The following is a 17,963-nucleotide window of genomic DNA, read 5'->3' as shown; positions in this document are numbered from 1 at the left end:
AGAACACCGCCGCGGGGCAAACTGCGGCGGGGCCCTACTTCAATTGTCGTTGTCGTCCTTGGCGTCTTCGCGCAGTTCGGCCAGCGCCTGGTCGATGCCGGCCAGCGCCTCCGCGCGCTGCGCTGCGCTCAGGCCCTGCTGCATTTCGATCGTGCGGCGGGCATGCTGCAGGCTCATCTCCGCGCTGCGCATCGCCATGCCCTTGCTGATCGCCGCCACCTGCGTGGCGTTGGCGCTCATTGCCGCGATTCGATCGCTGCAGATGATCGTGATCTGCTTGTTGCCCTCGCGGCGATGCTCGACGGTGGGGCTGGTGCCCTTGCCGCAGCTGCCGTTACGGATCTCGGGGATGCTCGCCTGGATCGCGGCCATATCCGGCATGGCGATGTCCTGGCGCTTCCCGTCGCGGCGGATGATCACCATTTTCTTGATGGCCTGGCCGTCATGAACGGTCTGGTCGACGCGGACGACGCGCTGCTTGTCGCCCGCCGCGTCCTGCGCGGAAAGGCCGAGCGCCGCTGCTGTCGTCACGGGGGCCACGGGCGCGACCGGCGCCACGGGTGCAACCGCAGGGATCGGCTCGACGGGTTCGACCGCCTCTACCGGTGCGACGGCTTCAACGGGGGCGACGGGTGCTACGGGCGCAACCGGCGCGTTCTTCGCCTGGATCGCCGCGCCCACGCTGTCGCGAAGCCGTTCGGCGGCCTGGCTGCCCGAGGCGGTCAGCGCCAGCGCGGCGAGCGAAACGGTGGTGATACCGGCCAGCCCCGCGCCGATGCGGATGGGGGAAAGCTTCCGGTGGATCGAGAGCATGCGTAATCTCCCTTTGACGTCATTTATCGTGTGGAGGTGACAGGCAGCCGAGACCGCGCCCCCATGCGCGGACTTGACGATCGCACGGCCATAGGCATGGCGCAGTGCCTGGGCGCGGCCGGCGAGCACCAGGGCATCGCAGGCCATTTCCTGGTCGGCACGGAAGGCGCGAAACGCCCGCCATGCAACCGGATTGAACCAATGGGCGGCCAGCACGATCAGCGCGGCCCAATTGGCGATCAGGTCGCCGCGCAGATGGTGGCCGAGTTCGTGCGCGAGGGCGAGATCGCGTTCGACCTCGTCATAGCGCTCGGAAAAGTCGCGCGGGAAGGCGACATATTTGCGGAAGATGCCGAAGGCGAGCGGGCCATGCGCGGCGTCCGTCTCGATCACCCGCACGCGGCCCTGCGCCACGGTACGGTCCACCCGCGCCCGCGAGAGCAGGTGACGGCAGAAGCGGCGATGCGCCACGAGATGATAAGCGAGGAACAGCAGCGCGCCGGCGCTCCACAGCGCGAGCAGCAGCAGCGTGACGTTCAGCCCTTCGGCCACCGGCGTCGGCGCGACCAGCGCGGCGGGCAGGTGATGGCTGCCGGCGCTCAGATCGATGGTGACCACCGCGCCCTGGTCGATCGTCGCCGGGAGCTTTGCGGGAACGAGTACCCCCATCGCCATCGCCGGCGCCTCGGTCGCCTTGCGGGTGAGCGGCGCGAGCCATTGGCTCAAATGCCACTGGCCGGGCAGCGGCGGCAGCAACATCCGCGCGGCGGGCAACACCCACAGGGCATAGGCGAGCTGCGGCCCGAAGGCGCGACGAACGGGGCCGCGCAGGGCAAGCGCGAGCAGCATCAGCAACGTGCTCGCGAGCAGGGTTTCGATCCACCAGCCGATCATTGCTTCAGCTCCTTCAGGAGAGCTTCGATTTCGGCGATGTCCTGATCGGTGATGGCGTCGCGCTCGGCGAGATGCGCCACCAGCGGAGTCAGCCGGCCGCCGAACAGCCGGTCGATCAGTTTGCGCGACTCTCCTACCACATAATCGCCCCGCGCGACGAGCGGGCGATAGCGATAGCGCCGCCCCTCCTCCTCGTGCGCGATGACGTTCTTGGCGAGCAGCCGCCCAAGCAGCGTCTTGACCGTGTTGGCGCTCCAATCGCGATCGGCGGGCACACGCTCGGTGACCTCTTGCGCGGTGAGCGGGGACTCTTCCCAGAGCACCTCCATCACTGCATGTTCGGCTTCGCTGATTCGCTCGGTCATCACGCCCTCACTGACTACACGTGTAATCGCTCCGATTACGTCTGTAGTCAATCCACTGAATGGCAGATGAACCGGGATTGCGGGGCTGAAAAGCGTCGGCCTGGCTTACACCCGACGCGCGGGGTTACGACGCATTCACCACCGCAATCCGCAGAACCCCGTCGATCCGCGATTCTGGCACGCCTCCTGCAAAAGATTGGGCACCCCCAAGCGTCATACCCAGACGCTTCAGGGCGGGTCGATGGTTCACCGGCATGGCCATCGACCCGCCCGCACCGGGTCTCTCTCCATCCCAGGCTCTTCCCCGTCATTCTGACGAAAGTAGCAACCCATTGGGGTCGCCGATCTCGCGCCTGCCGCGAGCACAAGGCGCCTGGCTGCGGCTTGACGTTCTTTGGGACCACCACCTGCCCCTCAAACGAAAAGGGCCCCCGCCGCCGGCGAGAGCCCTTCCCATCGATCGGTACGAACCGCGCGTCAGGCCGACGCCGCGACGCCCTTGTCGGCCATCAGCTGGGTCAGCTCGCCGCTTTCGTACATTTCCATCATGATGTCCGAACCGCCGACGAACTCGCCCTTCACATAGAGCTGGGGAATGGTCGGCCAGTCGGAAAAGGTCTTGATGCCCTGGCGGACGCCCTGGTCCTGCAGCACGTCGAAGCTGTCGAACTCGACGCCGAGATGGTTGAGGATCGCCACCGCGCGGCTGGAAAAGCCGCACTGGGGGAACAGGGGGCTGCCCTTCATGAACAGCAGCACGTCGCTGCCGTCGACCAGCTGCTTGATGCGGGCCTGGGTATCGTCGGTCATTGCTTACTCCTCGGGCGTCGCTTCGGTGGTCAGCTGGAGCGCGTGGAGCACGCCGCCCATCCGTCCACCCAGCGCCGCATAGACGGCCTGGTGTTGCCGCACGCGCGGCATGCCCCGGAACATGGGGGCGACAACCCGCGCTGCATAGTGGTCGCCGTCGCCGGCCAGATCGGTGATCTCGATCTGGGCGTCGGGGATGCCGGCGCGGATCAGCGCCTCAATCTCGGCAGCGGGCATCGGCATGTTACTGGGATTCCATCAGCTGGCGGCGGGCCTCGACGGTCTTTTCCTCGATCGCGCGGCGCACGGTGGCGTCGTCGATCTCGACATTCGCCGCGAGCATGTCGCCGAGCAGCTTGCGGATCACGTCCTCGTCGCCGGCTTCCTCGAAATCGGCCTGGACGACCGCCTTGGCATAGGCGTCGGTCTCTTCGGGTGTGAGGCCCATCTTGGCGGCGGCCCACTGGCCGAGCAGCTTGTTGCGACGCGCGGTGATGCGGAACGCCATATCCTCGTCGCGCGCGAACTTCGCCTCGAACGCCCGTTCGCGATCGTCGAATGTGCTCATTACATGCCCCTTACCTAAACTCGGGCCCGAGATAGGAGGGCCGGGCGGCGCTGGCAACGGGGGAGGTTCCGGATGGCGGTGGATCACCGATCGCCTGCCATCAAGCGTAAGACTGGAGAACGATAAGAACTACAGCCTACCCCTTGATCAGACGGCATGCTGTGATTGTACAGATGGCCACCATGAACGGGGCTACAGTCGATCAGAAACCGGCCGCCTATCGATGGCGGGGTGTCCTTCTCACCGCCTTTGGCGCAGTCGCAGTACAGCTGCTGTTTTTCGATGGCATCGGGATGTTCGACGGAGGGGGGATTTCTTCGTTCACGGAAGCGCTTCAGCAGGCCAAACGCCACCAAGCATCGATCGACGTCGATACATCCAGCTTGCGAGCAGCGTTCATGGCGATCGCGGCCGGCATCACCGCGACCGCAGCGATTGCGTTACGTGCCGACATCGGAAAGCGGTGGCACACAGGGTTGCTAATTCTGCTTACAACCTTTGGGGGGTACGCGTTGGACGCATCGCAAGGCCATCGCCTTATCGAACGGGAGATGGCCCGGCATGGCTATAATCGATGTGCGATAGCGGATCGTGAGCAAGGGCATGGGAAAAGCAAGATCTGGTTTGAGAATTATGTCTCAACGCCTGCCTCCTGCCAGCAGCGGTAAGCCGTAACGGCTCAATCCGCCACCCGCACCACCACCTTCCCGATCACCGCCCGCGCCGCCATCTTGGCGATCGCCGCGCCACCCTCGGCGAGGGGAAACACCTCCGTCACCCGCGGCGCGATCTTGCCGTCGCTCCATAGCCGGAACAGCGTGTCGACATGCGCGCGGTTGGCCTGGGGGTCGCGCGCAGCGAAGGCGCCCCAGAACACGCCGCACACGTCGCAGCTCTTGAGCAGCGTCAGGTTGAGCGGCAACTTGGGGATGCCCGCCGGGAAGCCCACCACCAGATAGCGCCCCTCCCAGCCGATCGCGCGGAGCGCCGGCTCGGCATAGTCGCCGCCGACCGGATCGTAGATCACGTCCGCCCCCTTGGGGCCGACCGCCGCCTTGAACGCCTCGGCCAGCGCCTTCGACGCTTCCTTGTCGAGCGGCCCACGCGGATAGACGAGCGTCGCATCCGCCCCCGCCGCCCGCGCCGCCTCGGCCTTTTCCTCGGAGGAGACCGCCGCCACCACCGTCGCGCCATAGGCCTTGCCCAGCTCGATCGCCGCGAGCCCGACGCCGCCCGCCGCACCCAGCACCAGCAGCGTCTGCCCGGCGCTCAGCTTGCCGCGATCGAGCAGCGCGTGGATCGTCGTCGCATAGGTGAGCAGTAGCGCCGCGCCGTCCTCGAAGCTGCGGCCCTCCGGCAGGCGGTAGAGCTGCGCCGGGCTCAGCACCAGCTTCTCGACCAGCCCGCCATGGCCCGGCACCGCGATCACTCGGTCGCCCGGCGCCCAGTCGGTAACGCCCTCGCCCACCGCTTCGACCACGCCAGCGATCTCGCCGCCCGGCGCGAACGGGCGGGGCGGCTTGAACTGGTAGCGGTCCTCGATGATTAGCACGTCGGGATAGTTGATCGCGCAGGCCCGCACGCCAACCAGCACCTGGCCCTTCCCCACTACGGGATCGGGCAGATCCTCCAGGCTTAGAGTATCAGGTCCGCCCGACGCCTTCGACAGCAACGCCTTCATGTCCGCCTCCACCAGCGATCCACGGGCGTTCGTGCGCAACCGCAGATTCGAATTTCGAAATCGCGGTATCTTGTGCCAGCGTCATGCCGATCTCGTCCAGCCCCTGCATCAGGCAGTCGCGGCGAAACGGGTCGAGCTCGAAGGCGAAGCGGTCCTGGAAGTCCGTCGTGACGGTCATCGTCTCCAGGTCGACGGTGATCTCGTTGGCGGTCGCCACCTGCACCAGCCGGTCGATCGCCTCCTGAGGCAGCACCACGGTGACGATGCCGTTCTTGAAGGCGTTGCCCGAGAAGATGTCCGAGAAGCTCGGCGCGATCACCGCCTTGATGCCCAGATCGGCCAGCGCCCAGGCGGCATGCTCGCGGCTGGAGCCGCAGCCGAAATTCTCGCCCGCCACCAGGATCGGCGCACCCGCATAGCGGGGATCATCGAACAGATTGCCAGGCTCAGCCCGCACGCTTTCGAAGGCGCCCTTGCCCAGCCCCTCGCGCGTCGTGGTCTTCAGCCAGTGCGCAGGGATGATAATATCCGTATCGATGTTCTTGGCGCCCCAAGGGTAGGCGCGCCCCGAAACCTGCTGGATCGGCTCCATCAGCGGCGCTCCGCCGACACGGTATTCAGATGCATGGACACAGCTTTCCTAACGAATGGCCGGCGGCCATCCCGAATTTCCGGCAATCGGCCGCCCGCGTCAGCGCGGTGCGACGACGGTCCGCTCGAGCGCCGGGATGGTCTTGATCGGCGTCTCGGGCCGCGGATAGGCACCCGCATAGGCCGCGGCGACACCGCTGAGAATGGTTCCGGCAATCAATGCGACGAGCGCCTTTTTCACGGCGTCTCTCCCCTTATTCGTTACGCCTGGTCCGCCATCAACGCGCGGACGTCGGTCAGGTGCCCGGTCACCGCCGCCGCCGCCGCCATTGCGGGCGAGACGAGATGCGTGCGCGAACCCGGACCCTGGCGTCCTACGAAATTGCGATTCGAAGTGGAAGCACAACGTTCTCCGGCAGGAACCTTGTCCGGGTTCATCGCCAGGCACATCGAGCAGCCCGGCTCGCGCCACTGGAAGCCCGCTTCCAGGAAGATGCGGTCGAGCCCCTCTTCCTCGGCCTGGCGCTTGACCAGCCCCGAGCCCGGCACGATCAGCGCCTGGCGGATGCGATCGGCGACCTTGCGACCCTGCACCACCGCAGCGGCCGCGCGCAGATCCTCGATCCGGCTGTTGGTGCACGAGCCGATGAAGATGTGCTCCACCGGAATGTCCTGCATCGCGGTGCCGGGGGTGAGACCCATATAGTCGAGCGAGCGCTGCGCGGCGGCGCGCTTCGAGGGATCGGCGAAGCTCTCCGGATCGGGCACGACGCCGGTGATCGGCACCACGTCCTCGGGGCTGGTGCCCCAGGTGAGCGACGGCGCGATGTCGGCCGCGTCCAGCGTCACGACCTTGTCGTACACCGCGCCCTTGTCGGTCGGCAGCGTCTTCCAATAGGCGACGGCGCGGTCCCACGCCTCGCTGGTCGGCGCCATCGGGCGGCCTTTGAGATAGGCGAAGGTCTTCTCGTCCGGCGCGATCAGGCCCGATCGCGCGCCGCCCTCGATCGACATGTTCGAGATGGTGAGCCGCCCCTCGATCGAGAGGTCGCGGATCACCTCGCCGGTGAATTCGATGACATAGCCGGTGCCCCCGGCCGCGCCGATCTTGCCGATGATCGCCAGCACCACGTCCTTGGCGCTGACGCCGTGGCCAAGTTTGCCGTCGACGCGGACTTCCATCGTCTTGGATTGCTTGAGCAGCAGCGTCTGGGTGGCGAGCACATGCTCGACCTCGCTGGTGCCGATGCCGAAGGCCAGCGCCCCCAGCGCGCCATGCGCCGAGGTGTGGCTGTCGCCGCAGACCAGCGTCGTGCCGGGCAGCGTGAAGCCCTGTTCGGGACCGACGACATGGACGATCCCCTGCCGCGCATCGAGCGCGTCGATATAGGGCACGCCGAACTCGGCGACATTGCTGCGCAGCGCAGAGAGCTGGCCGGCGCTGGCCGGATCGGCGATCGACAGCGGGTTGCCGGCGGCGTCGACGCGTGGGGTGGTCGGCAGGTTGTGATCGGGCACCGCGAGGGTAAGGTCGGGGCGGCGCACCTTGCGATCGGCCGCACGAAGGCCGGCAAAGGCCTGCGGGCTGGTGACTTCATGGACGAGGTGCCGATCGATATAGATCAGGCAGGTGCCATCGTCCCGGCGCTCGACGACATGGTCGGCCCAGATCTTCTCGTACAGGGTGCGGGGTTCACGCGACATGCGCGCGATCTAGTCGAATCGTGCGCGGATGCAAGCTTTAGGGACATTTTGTGCTGCTAGTAGAAAATAGTTCTCGATTGACCCGCGGCGTCCAGCGCATCAGGCGTTGCAGTGTCAGACGGCCTCTCGCATACCTTCCCCATGCATTGCCGACCCGATCGCCGCGCGTTACTTGCCGGGCTCGTCGCTTCGGGCATTGTCGGGAGGTCAGCAATGGCCGCGTCTGCGGCGGCGCGAACCCCTGGCATCGCGATCACCATCGATGATTTCGATCTGTCCGATACTCCCCTGCTTTCGGGAGAAGCGCGCGACGCTGCGATCCGCGCCGCCCTGGCGCGGCACGCGGTGAAAGCCGCTGGGTTCGTCGCCGGCAAATATGTGCAGGGCGCGCGCAGCGAGTCGGTACTTGGCGCATGGTCGCGTGCCGGCCACCTTCTGGGCAATCACAGCTTCTCGCACCAGTATTTCAGTGGGCGCGATCCCGACGCGTTCATGGCCGACGTCCTGCGGTGCGAACCCTTGCTTTCGGGCCATTCGGGCTTCCGCAAGCTTTTCCGCTTCCCGTTTCTCGCAGAAGGGAAAACGGCCGCCGGCAGGGACCGCATGCGCGCGCTGCTGAAAAGCCAAGGCTATGCCAATGCGCATGTCACCATCGATACATCGGACTGGTATATCGACAATCGGCTCCGGGCACGGCTGACCGCGTCGCCGAACGCCGATATCGCGCCCTATCGCCGCTACTATCTGGACCACATCTGGGCGCGCGCCAGCTTCTACGACCGGCTCGCGCAGAACATGCTCGGACACTCTATCAATCACACGATCTTGCTGCATCATCGGCTGACGACGGGCCTTTTCCTCGGCGACCTGCTTGCGATGTTCAAAGCCAAAGGCTGGCACCTCATCGACGCCCAAACGGCATTTGCCTCGCCGCTGTTCACGTCGGAGCCCGACGTGCTGCCCGCGGGGCAGAGCCTCGTCTGGTCGTTAGCCAAGGCAGATGGCCATTTCGGCACGTTGTTGCGCTATCCCGGCGAGGACGGCGCGTACGAAGCGCCGGGCATGGATGCAGCCGGGTTGTAGGCACGCCAGATCGATATCTGCTCTCGCGCGCCTACCCATGGGGACGCCTCCGGTCAGAACTTGAACCGGACACCGGCCCGGTAGACGCGGCCGATCTGGTCGTAGAGCGCCGGATTGTTGAAGATGGTCGATGGTGCCGGATCGCGGTCCAGCAGATTGTCGATCTTCCCGTACAGCGTCACGTCCTTCACCACATCGAACGTCGCGCCGACGTCGAGATAGAAGGAGCCCGGCATGTAGTTGTTGTCGATCGTGGGATATTTGGTGGTCGAGGCCGGGCAGTTGCTCTGGCAGACGATATACTGGTTGCCGATCGTGCCCGCGCTGAACCACCGCTCCTGCACCAGCAGCGAGAAGCGCCCGGCATCATAGGTCTGCACCGCCAGCCACTTCCAGTGCGGCGTCGCGCCCAGATTGTTGCCGGCATTGTCGACCGGGATGGTGCCCGGCAGGCCGGTATCGGTGATGTTGTTGATCACATGGGTGGCCAGCGCGCGCAGGGTCAGGTTGCCCGGAAGCCCCAGCGGCCGGGCCCAGCGATAGCTCGCCTCGATGTCGAAGCCCTCGGTGCGGATCGAGGCGAGGTTAAACGCCTGCACGTTGATGAAGTTGGGGCCGGCGGTGTTGCTCAGGTTGAACGCACCACAGGTCTCCGGCAGCACCTTCTGGTAGCAGAGCTGGACGATGTCGGTCGCCGCCAGGCTGGAAATCACCTCGTCGATCTTGATCTTGTACCAGTCGAACGAGAGGTTCAGCCCGCGCGCCCAACTGGGGTTCGCCAGCGCGATGCCGACCGTGGTGTTGCGCGCGATCTCCGGCTTCAGCGCGGTGTTGCCGATCGAATTCTGGATCGCCAGCACGTTCACCTTGTTGAACGGATCGAAGAAGTTCGGCAGCGTCGTCGTGACCGGCGCGGCGAACAGTTCGGACAGGTTGGGCGCGCGCACGTCTCGGGAGGTGACGCCGCGGATGCGGAAACCGTCGATCGGCAGATCCCAGGTGCCACCGATCTTCCACGCCCACACCGTGCCCGAGGTGCTGTAGTCGGTCACCCGCACCGCACCGTTCAGGTTCGCGCGGCCGAGCTTCTCGGAATTCAGGAAGGGCAGGTTCGCCTCGAAAAAGGCTTCCTTCACGCTATAGGCGCCGCTGCCGTTCTTGTAGTTGCCGGCATACCAGTTGTTGCCGGTCGTCAGCAGCGCGGGATCGTTCGGATAGTCGCCGCCCGGTGCGGTCGCCGCAAAGCCGGCGCCATAGGGATCGGCGCGAACCTTGTAATATTCGTGGCGGTACTCGCCGCCGAACGCGATCGAGAGCGGCCCTGCCCAGAGGTCAAGCGGCGAACCCGAGATGTTGATGCTCGCCACGTCCTGGGTCTGGCGGGTCCGCTGATAGGGCCCGTGCTCGGGCATGATATAGGCGAGCGCGCCCGCCGAGGGGTTGCCGCCGATGATGTTGAGCGGCTGGCAGCCATTGGCGCGGGCCGTGGCATCGCGGCAGACGATCGTGCCGTTCAGCGTCGTCGCGTCGATCGCCTGGTTGAAGCGGCGGGTGAGCATGATGTTGCGGACGTCGATGTCGGTATAGTTGGTACCGTGCTCGCCATAGATGTCGTAGGTCCAGGGCGTACCGGCCACTTCCACCTTGCCCTTGCCGCCCAGCACGAAGCGATATTGCCGGCGATCGGTATAGACGCGGCTATTGCCCAGCGCGGCGTTGCTGGTGCCGTACTGGAAGCTGGTGATGCCCGCGGTCGCGCAGGCCTGCTGGACTAGCGCCGGCACGTACGGGTTGGCGCATTGCAGCGTCAGGCCCGGCCGGTTCTGGCCGTTCACCGGCTGGTTGTTGGTCTTCACCTGGCCGATATTGGCGGTGAAATAGAGCTCGTTGTCCGGCGCGATGTCGAAGCCGACGCGACCATAGCCGTTGACGCGCTGGATTGCCGATTTGAGCGATCGGCCGGCATCGACGTTGCCGGACAGATCACCGCCCTGGCAGAAGCTGGAGATACAGCCGCTCACCGCGCCGCTGTTGGTGCGCGAGGGCACGCCGTTCGATCCGTACTGGAACTGGAAGGGCTGGCCGGCCTGATCGAAGGCGATGCCCTGCAGCGGACCGGCGGTGATCAGTCCGTATTTGGTGAAGGTGATCGACTGCGCCCAGTCGCGCACGATGAACTGCGGCATGCCGTCGTTGAGCACGCCGCGATCGATCAGCGAGCGCTGGGTGAACCAGTTGCGGCCATTGGCGAGCTTGGTGCCGAACTCGCCGCCGCCGATGCCCTCTTCCTTGTCATATTCCGCGCTGCCGACGAGGTGCAGCCGGCCGCCCAGCGCGCTGGTGCCGCCCGCGAGCTGGACGAGCCCCGTCGCGTCGTCGCCATAGGTGGTGATGCCGCCCTGGATGTTGCCGCGGATGCCGGTGAAATGGGTGTCGGTGATGAAGTTCACCACGCCGCCCACCGCATCCGAGCCATAGGAGGCAGAGGCGCCGCCGTTGACGATGTCCACGCGCTTGACGAGCAGTTGCGGGAACAAGCTGACATCCGGCACGCCGGTAACATTGGCACCGACGACGCGCTGGCCGTCGAGCAGCGTGAGCGTACGGATCGTGCCCAGGCCACGCAGCGAGAAGGAGCTGAGGCCCTGCTGGCCGCTGGAGGTGCTGAAGGTGTTGACCTGGGTGCCCGATGACCCCTGCAGCGACGGCAGCTGTGAGATGGTGGTGAAGACGTTGGGCTGCGCATTGGCGGCGATCTGCTCTTCACCCAGCACCGTCGTCGGCGTCGGCGCGTTGAAGCCGCTCACCGCGATGCGCGAACCGGTGACGATGATTTCGCCGGCCTCGGCATCGCCCGGGCGCGTCTGCGGCACGCTCGTCTCCGCCGCCTGGGGCTGCGGTTCGGCCGCGATCTGCGCGAGCGCCGGCAGCGGCGCCATCGCCATCCCGGCCACGATCAGCCGGATGGACGTGGTGCGCAACAATGTGCGGCGGCGATCCCTCTTATGTTCGAACATCCTCACCTCCCTTTTGTCGGTCGAAGGACCGTCGGGAGGCGGCGGCGAACGCGTGGCGAGGACGCGCCGAACATGCCGACGACGTCAGGTCGCACCCATTCACGACGCGGCGCAGCAAATGCACCGCGGCTGCCGATCGGCTCCTCTCCAGTCCAACGCCTTGGTTCGTCTCACAAATCGCGCGGAAGACTTGCCCGGGACACGCAAGCGCATGTCACGGCCCTGCCCCTTTCGAGCGATGTTCACGTTAACATCGCCACGCTATTGTTGACGCGCGGTTAAGTCAATAGTCCGTGTACATGGCATTGCGGGGATTGAGACAGGTGGAAAACTCAGACCAACGCGGCGCGGTCTTGCGACAGCGTCAGCGCGCCGCTTCCCTGGAAGAGACATGGGACGGATCATGCGCAAAGGGCAGCGGCGCTTCGCTGCGCAGCGCCGCGAGCAGCTTGGCGAAGTCAGTGGAGCAGCGGAAGCCGAGCACCTGCTCCGCCAGTGCCGAATCATAGACCCGGCCGATGCTCGCCGGCAGCGTCCAGCCGCGCGCAGCATAAAGCGCCGGCGCATCGGGGAAGCGCCGGGCGATCACCGCCGCCGCATTGGTCTTCAGAAGCGCGCAGTCGGCCCGCCCGAACGGCGTCGGGGCAGAAATCACGAACACACCGTGCCCCACCGTCGGCGCACGCTCCAGCGCGACCAGATGGGCACGTGCCGCGTCCTCCACCGTCAGCCGGCGGTGAAGCAGCTCGTTCGCCATGAGATTCTCCCCCGATGGCATGGCGTGGCCGTCATCGCCCTCCGGGAAGAAGCGGCTGGTGCGCAGGACGATCGTCGCCATGCCCTTTTCGAGCGATGCGATTCGACACAGCCCCTCCGCCGCAAGCTTGGTCACGCCATAGATGTTGCGCGGCGCGATCGGGCCGCTTGTTTCGTCCAGCCATACGGCCGATTCGCCCGATTCGTCGCGGATCGACTGGCTGATCATCAGCGAGGTGGTGGAGGTGAAGACGAACCGGTCATGTCCCGCGGCTACCGCGCAGTCGAGCAGGTTCAGCGTGCCGGCGACGTTCACGTCGACGAAGGTCTGGGCTGGGTAGCGGACGATATCCGGCTGGTGGAGCCCGCCGGCATGGATCACCGCTTCGATGCCGTGCGCGGCGAAGACCCGCTCGATCAGGGCGCGATCGGCCACCGAGCCTTGCACGTCGGTATTCGCGCCGGGCGCCACGTCGAGACCGATCACCTGATGTCCCGCTTGCCGAAGCATGGGCGCCAGGAAGCGCCCCAGCCAGCCCGACGATCCGGTAAGCAGCACCCGCATCAGGGACGGGCCCCATATTTGCGCGCCAACACCGCGCAGACGAACAGCTGGAGCTGGTGGAAGATCATCAGTGGCAACACGATCAGGCTCACCGCACCGCCGGGAAACAGGATCGTCGCCATCGGGATGCCGCTCGCCATGCTTTTCTTCGATCCGCAGAAGACGATGGCGATCTCGTCCTCGGTGGAGAAGCCGAGCTTGCGGCTGCCGAACATCGTGACGAGGATGACGATACCGAGCATGACCGCGTTGAACGCCACCACCAGCGCCAGATCGGCCAGCGAGACCTGCGTCCAAACACCCGCGACCATACCCTCGCTGAACGCGGCGTAGACGACCAGCAGGATCGATCCGCGGTCGACGATCATGGTCAGCAGCTTGTGCTTCAGGATGAAGCCGCCGATCAGCGGCCGCGCCGCCTGCCCCGCCGCGAAGGGCAGCAGAATCTGCATCGCGATCGATTCGAGCTGCGACAGCGAGAAGCCCGCGCCGCTGCCGTGCGGCAATATCAACGCGGCGAGCAGCGGTGTGATGATCACGCCGATCAGGTTGGACAGCGACGCGCTGCACAGCGCCGCGGGGATGTTGCCGCGCGCGATCGAGGTGAAGGCGATGGACGACTGCACCGTCGAGGGCAGCAGGCATAGGAACAGGATGCCGAGCGCGATCCCGCCCGGCAACAGATGCCCGGCGATCGCATAGGCGCCGAGGCCGATCAGCGGGAAGAACAGGAAGGTGCTGAGGAACACGATCAGCTGCAACCGCCAGTTGGTGAGCCCCGCCCAGATCGCCGAGGGTGCAAGGCGCGCACCATAGAGGAAGAACAGCAGCGCCACCGCGATCGTCACCGCTTCGCTCGCCACATCGGCCCATCCGCCGCGGGCAGGGAACAACGCGGCAAGGCCCACCGTGCCCAGCAGCATCAACAGATAGGGATCGATCCAGCGACGAAGGGCAGCCATGCGGGTACTCGCACCAGGGAAACTGCGGGAGCCCATGCGCGCGGCTGCACGGCGGTGCAAGCGCTCAGGCCGCAGCCAAGCCTATCGTATGATGCAACGGTTCGCCTGCATCGGCCCAATCGATGCGCCGCTTTACGAACGGATTGAGGAACAGGAAAGGCAGCTTCACGAACAGAAGTTCGGAGTGGATGAACGTGTCGACCGCGCGCTCCCACCAGCGCGGTTCGCGCTTGCCGTTCGCGCGCAGCCAGCCGTCATAGGGCGCCCAATGGCTCGGTTCGTCCTTCTCGATGATGCGGAAGATGCGGGTGAGCACCTTGTCGCTCAGCACTGCGGGGTGGTTCAGCAGGACATGGACCTGGCGATGCCCGCGCCGTTCGGTCAGCGAGACCACCCGGCAGAGCTTTTCGAACTGCGCGTCGTCGTCGATCACTGCCTGGGTATCCAGCGTGTCGATGGTGCGGCGGAACATGATCTCGACGAAGCGATCGATATGGCCGCAGGTCCGGTCCACCGCCAGCGGCATCCGCCCCTGCAGCTCGAACCAGCGCTTGAACATCTGGTAATGCTTGCGTTCGTCGGCGCGGTGCTTCTCGATGGCTGCGATCAGCGCGGCGTCGTCCGGGGCGCGGACGCGAACCGCATCGAGCACCCGATCGATGCTCGTATAGCCGCGATACTCGTTGTAGATGTAGATCGACCCCAGCAGGTCGAGATAGCGGCGGCGGAACGCAGACAACATGACCAGACGCTATGCGTCTGAAATGTTTCCGTCAATCGGCCGCCTTGACGAAGAAATGGTCAATCACGTCCTTCGCCAGCCGCGCGGGCCGCTTGGTTTCGGCGTCGAGGCAGCACCAGCTCGACTTCACCTCGGCCAGCACCTCGGAACCGCGCCGGATGATCGTCTCGTAAAAGGCCCGTGCGCCCTGCACCTTTTCCAGCAGCACCGTGGCGACGACATCGTCGTCAAGAAAGGCCGGGCGGCGATAGGTGATCTCGTGCTTCAGCGCGACCCACAGATGCTCGGCCACGGCCTCCACCGGCGCCAGTGCCTGCCAGTGGCTCACCACCGCCGCCTGCACCCACTTCAGATAGGAGGCATTGTTGACATGCCCCATGAAGTCGATGTCGTCCTGTTCGACGTCGACCCGGAATTCGAAGGGAATCGCAGCGTTGCTCACCCTTGCATCATAGACCAACGGGCCCGGACAAGCGACCCGCCGGGCAAGTATATTCCTACAGACGGTAACAGGGCGCGCGCGCCGCGCTTGCCGTAGCGGAAATGGTCAGGCCGGGCCGATTTCCAACCGCTTCGCCAGCGTGTCCCGGCGCGCATCGAGCTCGTGACGGGCGCGTTCGATCAGCTCCAGCTCGGTTGCCTCGAGCAGGTCGTCCACCACGCCGCGCAGGTGACGTCGCATCGCCGCGCGCGCACCGTGCGGATCGCGGGCATGCAGCGCGTCGAGGATCGGGCGATGCTCGTCATAGCGCGGATTCACGCCGTTGCGCCGCGCCCGATCGAACATGTTGGCGCACAGCGGCGAGCGGGTGCGCAGCTCCCAAAGATATTCCACCACGCTGCGGATCGCCGCATTGCCGGTGGCATTGGCCACCGCGATGTGGAAACGGTGATCGGCATCGAACAGCGTCGCGTTGCCGGTCGCGGGATCGGCCATCTCCTGCGCGATATGATCGAGTTCCGCCAGCTGGTCCGCGGTGATCGATACCGCCGCCAGCGCCGCCGCCTCGCCTTCGAACAGGATACGCGCCTCGGTCAGGTCGAAAGCGCCGATATCGAGGTTCAGCGCATCCTCGCGCAGCCCGCCCGAGCTGTCGCGATGCGTGACGTACAGGCCCGAGCCGTGCCGCGCTTCGATCCAGCCCTTCATCTCCAGCGCGATCATCGCCTCGCGGATCGTCGGCCGGCTGACCTTATACTCTTCGGCCAGGTCGCGCTCGCCCGGCAGGCGAGTGCCGGGGGCCCAGCGACCGCCTTCGATCCCGTCGGCGATCGATGCGGCCACGCGCTGATAGAGTTTGCTTCGGTTGAGTTTCATCACCCCCTCTCATAGGCGAGCGGCGGGCTTTCGCAAAGCCTTTGGCCTTACCAATCAGTCCCGAAAGCGGTCGGGCAAGTATCGATCGGAGTCCAGCGAGGTCGTTTCTTGGCGAAGCAGCTGGCAGGCCAATCGCGCTGCCGCGGGTGCCGTCTGAATACCGAACCCGCCCTGCCCCGCGCACCAGAAGAAGCCGGGCGTCGCCGGATCGAAGCCATAGACCGGACGGCGATCGGGCGCGAAGCTGCGTAGCCCCGCCCAGCGATGTTCCAGCGCCGCGACGCGCCAGTCCACCACCTGCTCGAAGCGATGGATGGCGGTGGCGACGTCGATTTCCTCCGGCGCGGCGTCGCATGCGGGGCTGTCCACTTCGTCATGCGGCGTGAGCCACAGCCGACCGCCCGCCTCGGGCTTGAAATAGAAGCTCCCCGCCAGATCGCTGACCAATGGGCAGCCCGGCGGCGGCGACGGATCGGTGCGGAGTTGCACCATGGTGCGACGATAGGCGCGGATGCCGATCGGCGCCGCGCCCGCCAGTTCCGCCACTTGATCCGCCCAGGCGCCAGCCGCGTTCACCAGCACCTCGGCGGCGAACCGCCCCGAGCGAGTCTGGAGCTGCCAGGTGCCGCCCGCGCGCGCCGCGCCTCCCAGCGCCGCCGAGCAATGGAGTTCGGCACCGGCCGCCCTGGCGCGGGCAAGAAAATGCTGATGCAGTGCGGCGACGTCGATATAGGCGCAGCCGGGCTCGTGCACGCCGTACGCCCATTCTGCGCGAAGGCCCGGCACCATTGCCTGCGGATCGACGCGATCCAGCACCACCCCGCTGCCTTCGAACGCCGCGAGGAACGCCTCCGCCCGCGCGGCGTCGCCAGCCCGTGCCAGGTGCAGCTCGCCCAGCGGATCCAGAAACCCGTTGTCGCGCAGCATCGGTCCGGACGCGGTGGTGAGCGGCTGGATATCAGGTCCACCATAGGTTTCGGACCAGAAGGCCGCCGATCGCCCGGTGGCATGATAGCCCGGCCGATCCTCGGCCTCCAGCAACAGCACGCGGGCGTGCGGGGCCAGTTCGGCGGCGAGGCTCGCCCCGGCGATGCCGGCGCCGACGATGGCAATGTCGTACCGCGTCACCGGCGCGGCGCCCTTGCGTCCAGGAAGAGGTCGATCGCGGCTATCGCGCGATCCCGCACCGGATCCACCTCGCGCAGGATCTCGTGTGCGCTTTCCGGCCCGAACCGCAGCAGCTCAGCATCGGGCAGGCGCGGCGCGATCCGCAGGGCGGCGCGCGCATCGACCAGCCCGTCCGCCTCCGCCACCACCAGCAGCAGCGGCACCTCCAGCGTTTCGAGCGGCCCCGCCTCCAGCGCCGCCATCGAGCGGAACGCCTCCACCAGCCACTGCCAGCTCGGCGCGCCGGTCAGGAGCGTGCGGTCCTGCGCCTGCCACCATAGCTCGTCGGCATAGCGATCGGGGTCATGGGTGAGCAGGTTGGCGCGGGTTTCGGTGGTGTAGGGCTTTTCGTTGCCCTTCCATGCCGGCCGGCGCGGGTCGCCCAGCCGGGCCAGCAGGCGCGCCATCGGAGCCGCCAGCCTGCCCAGCGCGCTGCGTACCGCCAGCATCGGCGCAATCAGCACCGCCGCGTCGGGCGCGATCGCCTTCTCGGCGAGGCCGCGTAGCACCAGATGGCCGCCCATCGAATGCCCCATCACGACATGGGGCCCGGGCGTCTCCGCCACCCACGCCGCGGCGAAGGCGCGCAGATCGGTGATATAAGTCGCGAAATCGTCGATATGCCCGCAATTGGCCTTGGGGGTCAGCCGTCCGGATCCGCCCTGGCCGCGCCAGTCGAACGCCGTGATCGACCACCCTTGTGCATGCCAATGGGCGAAGCTTTCCAGATACTTCTCGAACACGTCGCCGCGGCCGGTCTGGAACAGGATGCTGCCGCGCGGCGCGCCTTCACCGGGCCAGTGCAGGCGGCGGAGCCTCCAGCCGTCCGGCGCGCTCCAATGATCCACGCGCGCGCCGGCCGGGATTTCCCGCCGCGCCTTCAGGGAAACTGCCATTGCGCGTGGTTACGGTTTCGTAAGCCCGTCC

At 66.4% G+C, this 17,963-nt stretch carries 19 protein-coding genes; 2 read left to right on the top strand and 17 right to left on the bottom strand.

The genetic code is table 11. The features are described 5' to 3' along the window. Nucleotides 1-39: 39 nt before the first annotated feature. From A7X12_RS19720 to A7X12_RS19700, 5 genes are all read right to left on the bottom strand, one after another. Entirely contained in the window at nucleotides 40-1,707 is a 1,668-nt protein-coding gene (locus tag A7X12_RS19720) for a M56 family metallopeptidase (protein ID WP_064313167.1), read from the bottom strand. After that, nucleotides 1,704-2,072, bottom strand: a complete 369-nt coding sequence (locus A7X12_RS19715) for a BlaI/MecI/CopY family transcriptional regulator (RefSeq protein ID WP_064313166.1) — start codon at nucleotides 2,070-2,072, stop codon at nucleotides 1,704-1,706. The genes A7X12_RS19720 and A7X12_RS19715 overlap by 4 nt, the downstream gene beginning before the upstream one ends. 477 nt (nucleotides 2,073-2,549) lie before the next feature. Then, nucleotides 2,550-2,882 (bottom strand): Grx4 family monothiol glutaredoxin, encoded by a 333-nt coding sequence (gene grxD, locus A7X12_RS19710; protein WP_064313165.1) that lies wholly within the window; start codon nucleotides 2,880-2,882, stop codon nucleotides 2,550-2,552. Between the two features lie 3 nt (nucleotides 2,883-2,885). Next, the gene (locus A7X12_RS19705; protein ID WP_064313164.1) at nucleotides 2,886-3,125 is read right to left on the bottom strand and encodes a BolA family protein; all 240 of its coding nucleotides are present in this window, start codon (nucleotides 3,123-3,125) and stop codon (nucleotides 2,886-2,888) included. A gap of 1 nt (nucleotide 3,126) precedes the next feature. Continuing rightward, complete coding sequence (locus tag A7X12_RS19700; protein ID WP_064313163.1) at nucleotides 3,127-3,450, bottom strand: DUF1476 domain-containing protein; 324 nt, start codon at nucleotides 3,448-3,450, stop codon at nucleotides 3,127-3,129. Nucleotides 3,451-3,623: 173 nt separating this feature from the next. Here A7X12_RS19700 and A7X12_RS19695 point away from each other — a divergent pair, with 173 nt between their 5' ends. Further along, nucleotides 3,624-4,118 carry a hypothetical protein gene (locus tag A7X12_RS19695; protein ID WP_064313162.1) on the top strand — a complete coding sequence of 165 codons (495 nt, stop codon included), beginning with the start codon at nucleotides 3,624-3,626 and terminating at the stop codon, nucleotides 4,116-4,118. Between the two features lie 11 nt (nucleotides 4,119-4,129). Here A7X12_RS19695 and A7X12_RS19690 read toward each other — a convergent pair whose 3' ends face one another. The 4 genes from A7X12_RS19690 to leuC form a co-directional block, all read right to left on the bottom strand. Beyond that, nucleotides 4,130-5,131, bottom strand: coding sequence for an NADPH:quinone oxidoreductase family protein (locus A7X12_RS19690; protein ID WP_198162109.1), 1,002 nt, complete (start codon nucleotides 5,129-5,131; stop codon nucleotides 4,130-4,132). Next, complete coding sequence (leuD, locus tag A7X12_RS19685) at nucleotides 5,094-5,723, bottom strand: 3-isopropylmalate dehydratase small subunit (protein ID WP_064313161.1); 630 nt, start codon at nucleotides 5,721-5,723, stop codon at nucleotides 5,094-5,096. Before leuD ends, A7X12_RS19690 begins: the two co-directional genes overlap by 38 nt. A gap of 99 nt (nucleotides 5,724-5,822) precedes the next feature. Continuing rightward, nucleotides 5,823-5,963: a hypothetical protein gene (locus A7X12_RS25690; protein WP_157105662.1), complete on the bottom strand. Its 141-nt coding sequence runs from the start codon at nucleotides 5,961-5,963 to the stop codon at nucleotides 5,823-5,825. Nucleotides 5,964-5,983: 20 nt separating this feature from the next. Further along, nucleotides 5,984-7,426: a 3-isopropylmalate dehydratase large subunit gene (gene leuC, locus A7X12_RS19680; RefSeq protein WP_064313160.1), complete on the bottom strand. Its 1,443-nt coding sequence runs from the start codon at nucleotides 7,424-7,426 to the stop codon at nucleotides 5,984-5,986. A gap of 213 nt (nucleotides 7,427-7,639) precedes the next feature. On the opposite strand from leuC, the gene A7X12_RS19675 reads away from it, so the two are divergent. Beyond that, nucleotides 7,640-8,509 carry a polysaccharide deacetylase family protein gene (locus A7X12_RS19675; RefSeq protein WP_064313159.1) on the top strand — a complete coding sequence of 290 codons (870 nt, stop codon included), beginning with the start codon at nucleotides 7,640-7,642 and terminating at the stop codon, nucleotides 8,507-8,509. A 53-nt stretch (nucleotides 8,510-8,562) separates the two neighbouring features. Here A7X12_RS19675 and A7X12_RS19670 read toward each other — a convergent pair whose 3' ends face one another. The 8 genes from A7X12_RS19670 to A7X12_RS19635 all read right to left on the bottom strand — a co-directional run bounded on the left by A7X12_RS19670 (nucleotide 8,563) and on the right by A7X12_RS19635 (nucleotide 17,932). Continuing rightward, the gene (locus A7X12_RS19670) at nucleotides 8,563-11,526 is read right to left on the bottom strand and encodes a TonB-dependent receptor plug domain-containing protein (RefSeq protein ID WP_064313158.1); all 2,964 of its coding nucleotides are present in this window, start codon (nucleotides 11,524-11,526) and stop codon (nucleotides 8,563-8,565) included. Between the two features lie 364 nt (nucleotides 11,527-11,890). Then, complete coding sequence (locus A7X12_RS19665; RefSeq protein WP_064313157.1) at nucleotides 11,891-12,847, bottom strand: NAD-dependent epimerase/dehydratase family protein; 957 nt, start codon at nucleotides 12,845-12,847, stop codon at nucleotides 11,891-11,893. Next, complete coding sequence (locus A7X12_RS19660) at nucleotides 12,847-13,809, bottom strand: bile acid:sodium symporter family protein (RefSeq protein WP_064313156.1); 963 nt, start codon at nucleotides 13,807-13,809, stop codon at nucleotides 12,847-12,849. The genes A7X12_RS19665 and A7X12_RS19660 overlap by 1 nt, the downstream gene beginning before the upstream one ends. A gap of 64 nt (nucleotides 13,810-13,873) precedes the next feature. After that, a complete protein-coding gene (locus A7X12_RS19655; protein WP_064313155.1) occupies nucleotides 13,874-14,551 on the bottom strand; it encodes a hypothetical protein in 678 nt (225 codons plus the stop codon). Nucleotides 14,552-14,582: 31 nt separating this feature from the next. Beyond that, a complete protein-coding gene (locus tag A7X12_RS19650; RefSeq protein WP_064313220.1) occupies nucleotides 14,583-14,993 on the bottom strand; it encodes an acyl-CoA thioesterase in 411 nt (136 codons plus the stop codon). 105 nt (nucleotides 14,994-15,098) lie between these two features. Further along, complete coding sequence (locus A7X12_RS19645) at nucleotides 15,099-15,869, bottom strand: FadR/GntR family transcriptional regulator (RefSeq protein WP_064313154.1); 771 nt, start codon at nucleotides 15,867-15,869, stop codon at nucleotides 15,099-15,101. Nucleotides 15,870-15,923: 54 nt separating this feature from the next. After that, entirely contained in the window at nucleotides 15,924-16,997 is a 1,074-nt protein-coding gene (locus A7X12_RS19640) for an NAD(P)/FAD-dependent oxidoreductase (protein ID WP_064313153.1), read from the bottom strand. Next, on the bottom strand, nucleotides 16,994-17,932 hold the full coding sequence (locus A7X12_RS19635; protein ID WP_064313152.1) for an alpha/beta fold hydrolase: 939 nt from the start codon (nucleotides 17,930-17,932) through the stop codon (nucleotides 16,994-16,996). Before A7X12_RS19635 ends, A7X12_RS19640 begins: the two co-directional genes overlap by 4 nt. Between the last annotated feature and the right edge of the window lie 31 nt (nucleotides 17,933-17,963).

The sequence above is a fragment of the Sphingomonas sp. TDK1 genome, from assembly GCF_001650735.1.
Taxonomy (GTDB): domain Bacteria; phylum Pseudomonadota; class Alphaproteobacteria; order Sphingomonadales; family Sphingomonadaceae; genus Sphingomonas.
Note: the sequence above shows the minus strand (reverse complement) of the source record. Positions and strands in the feature narration are given on the sequence as shown.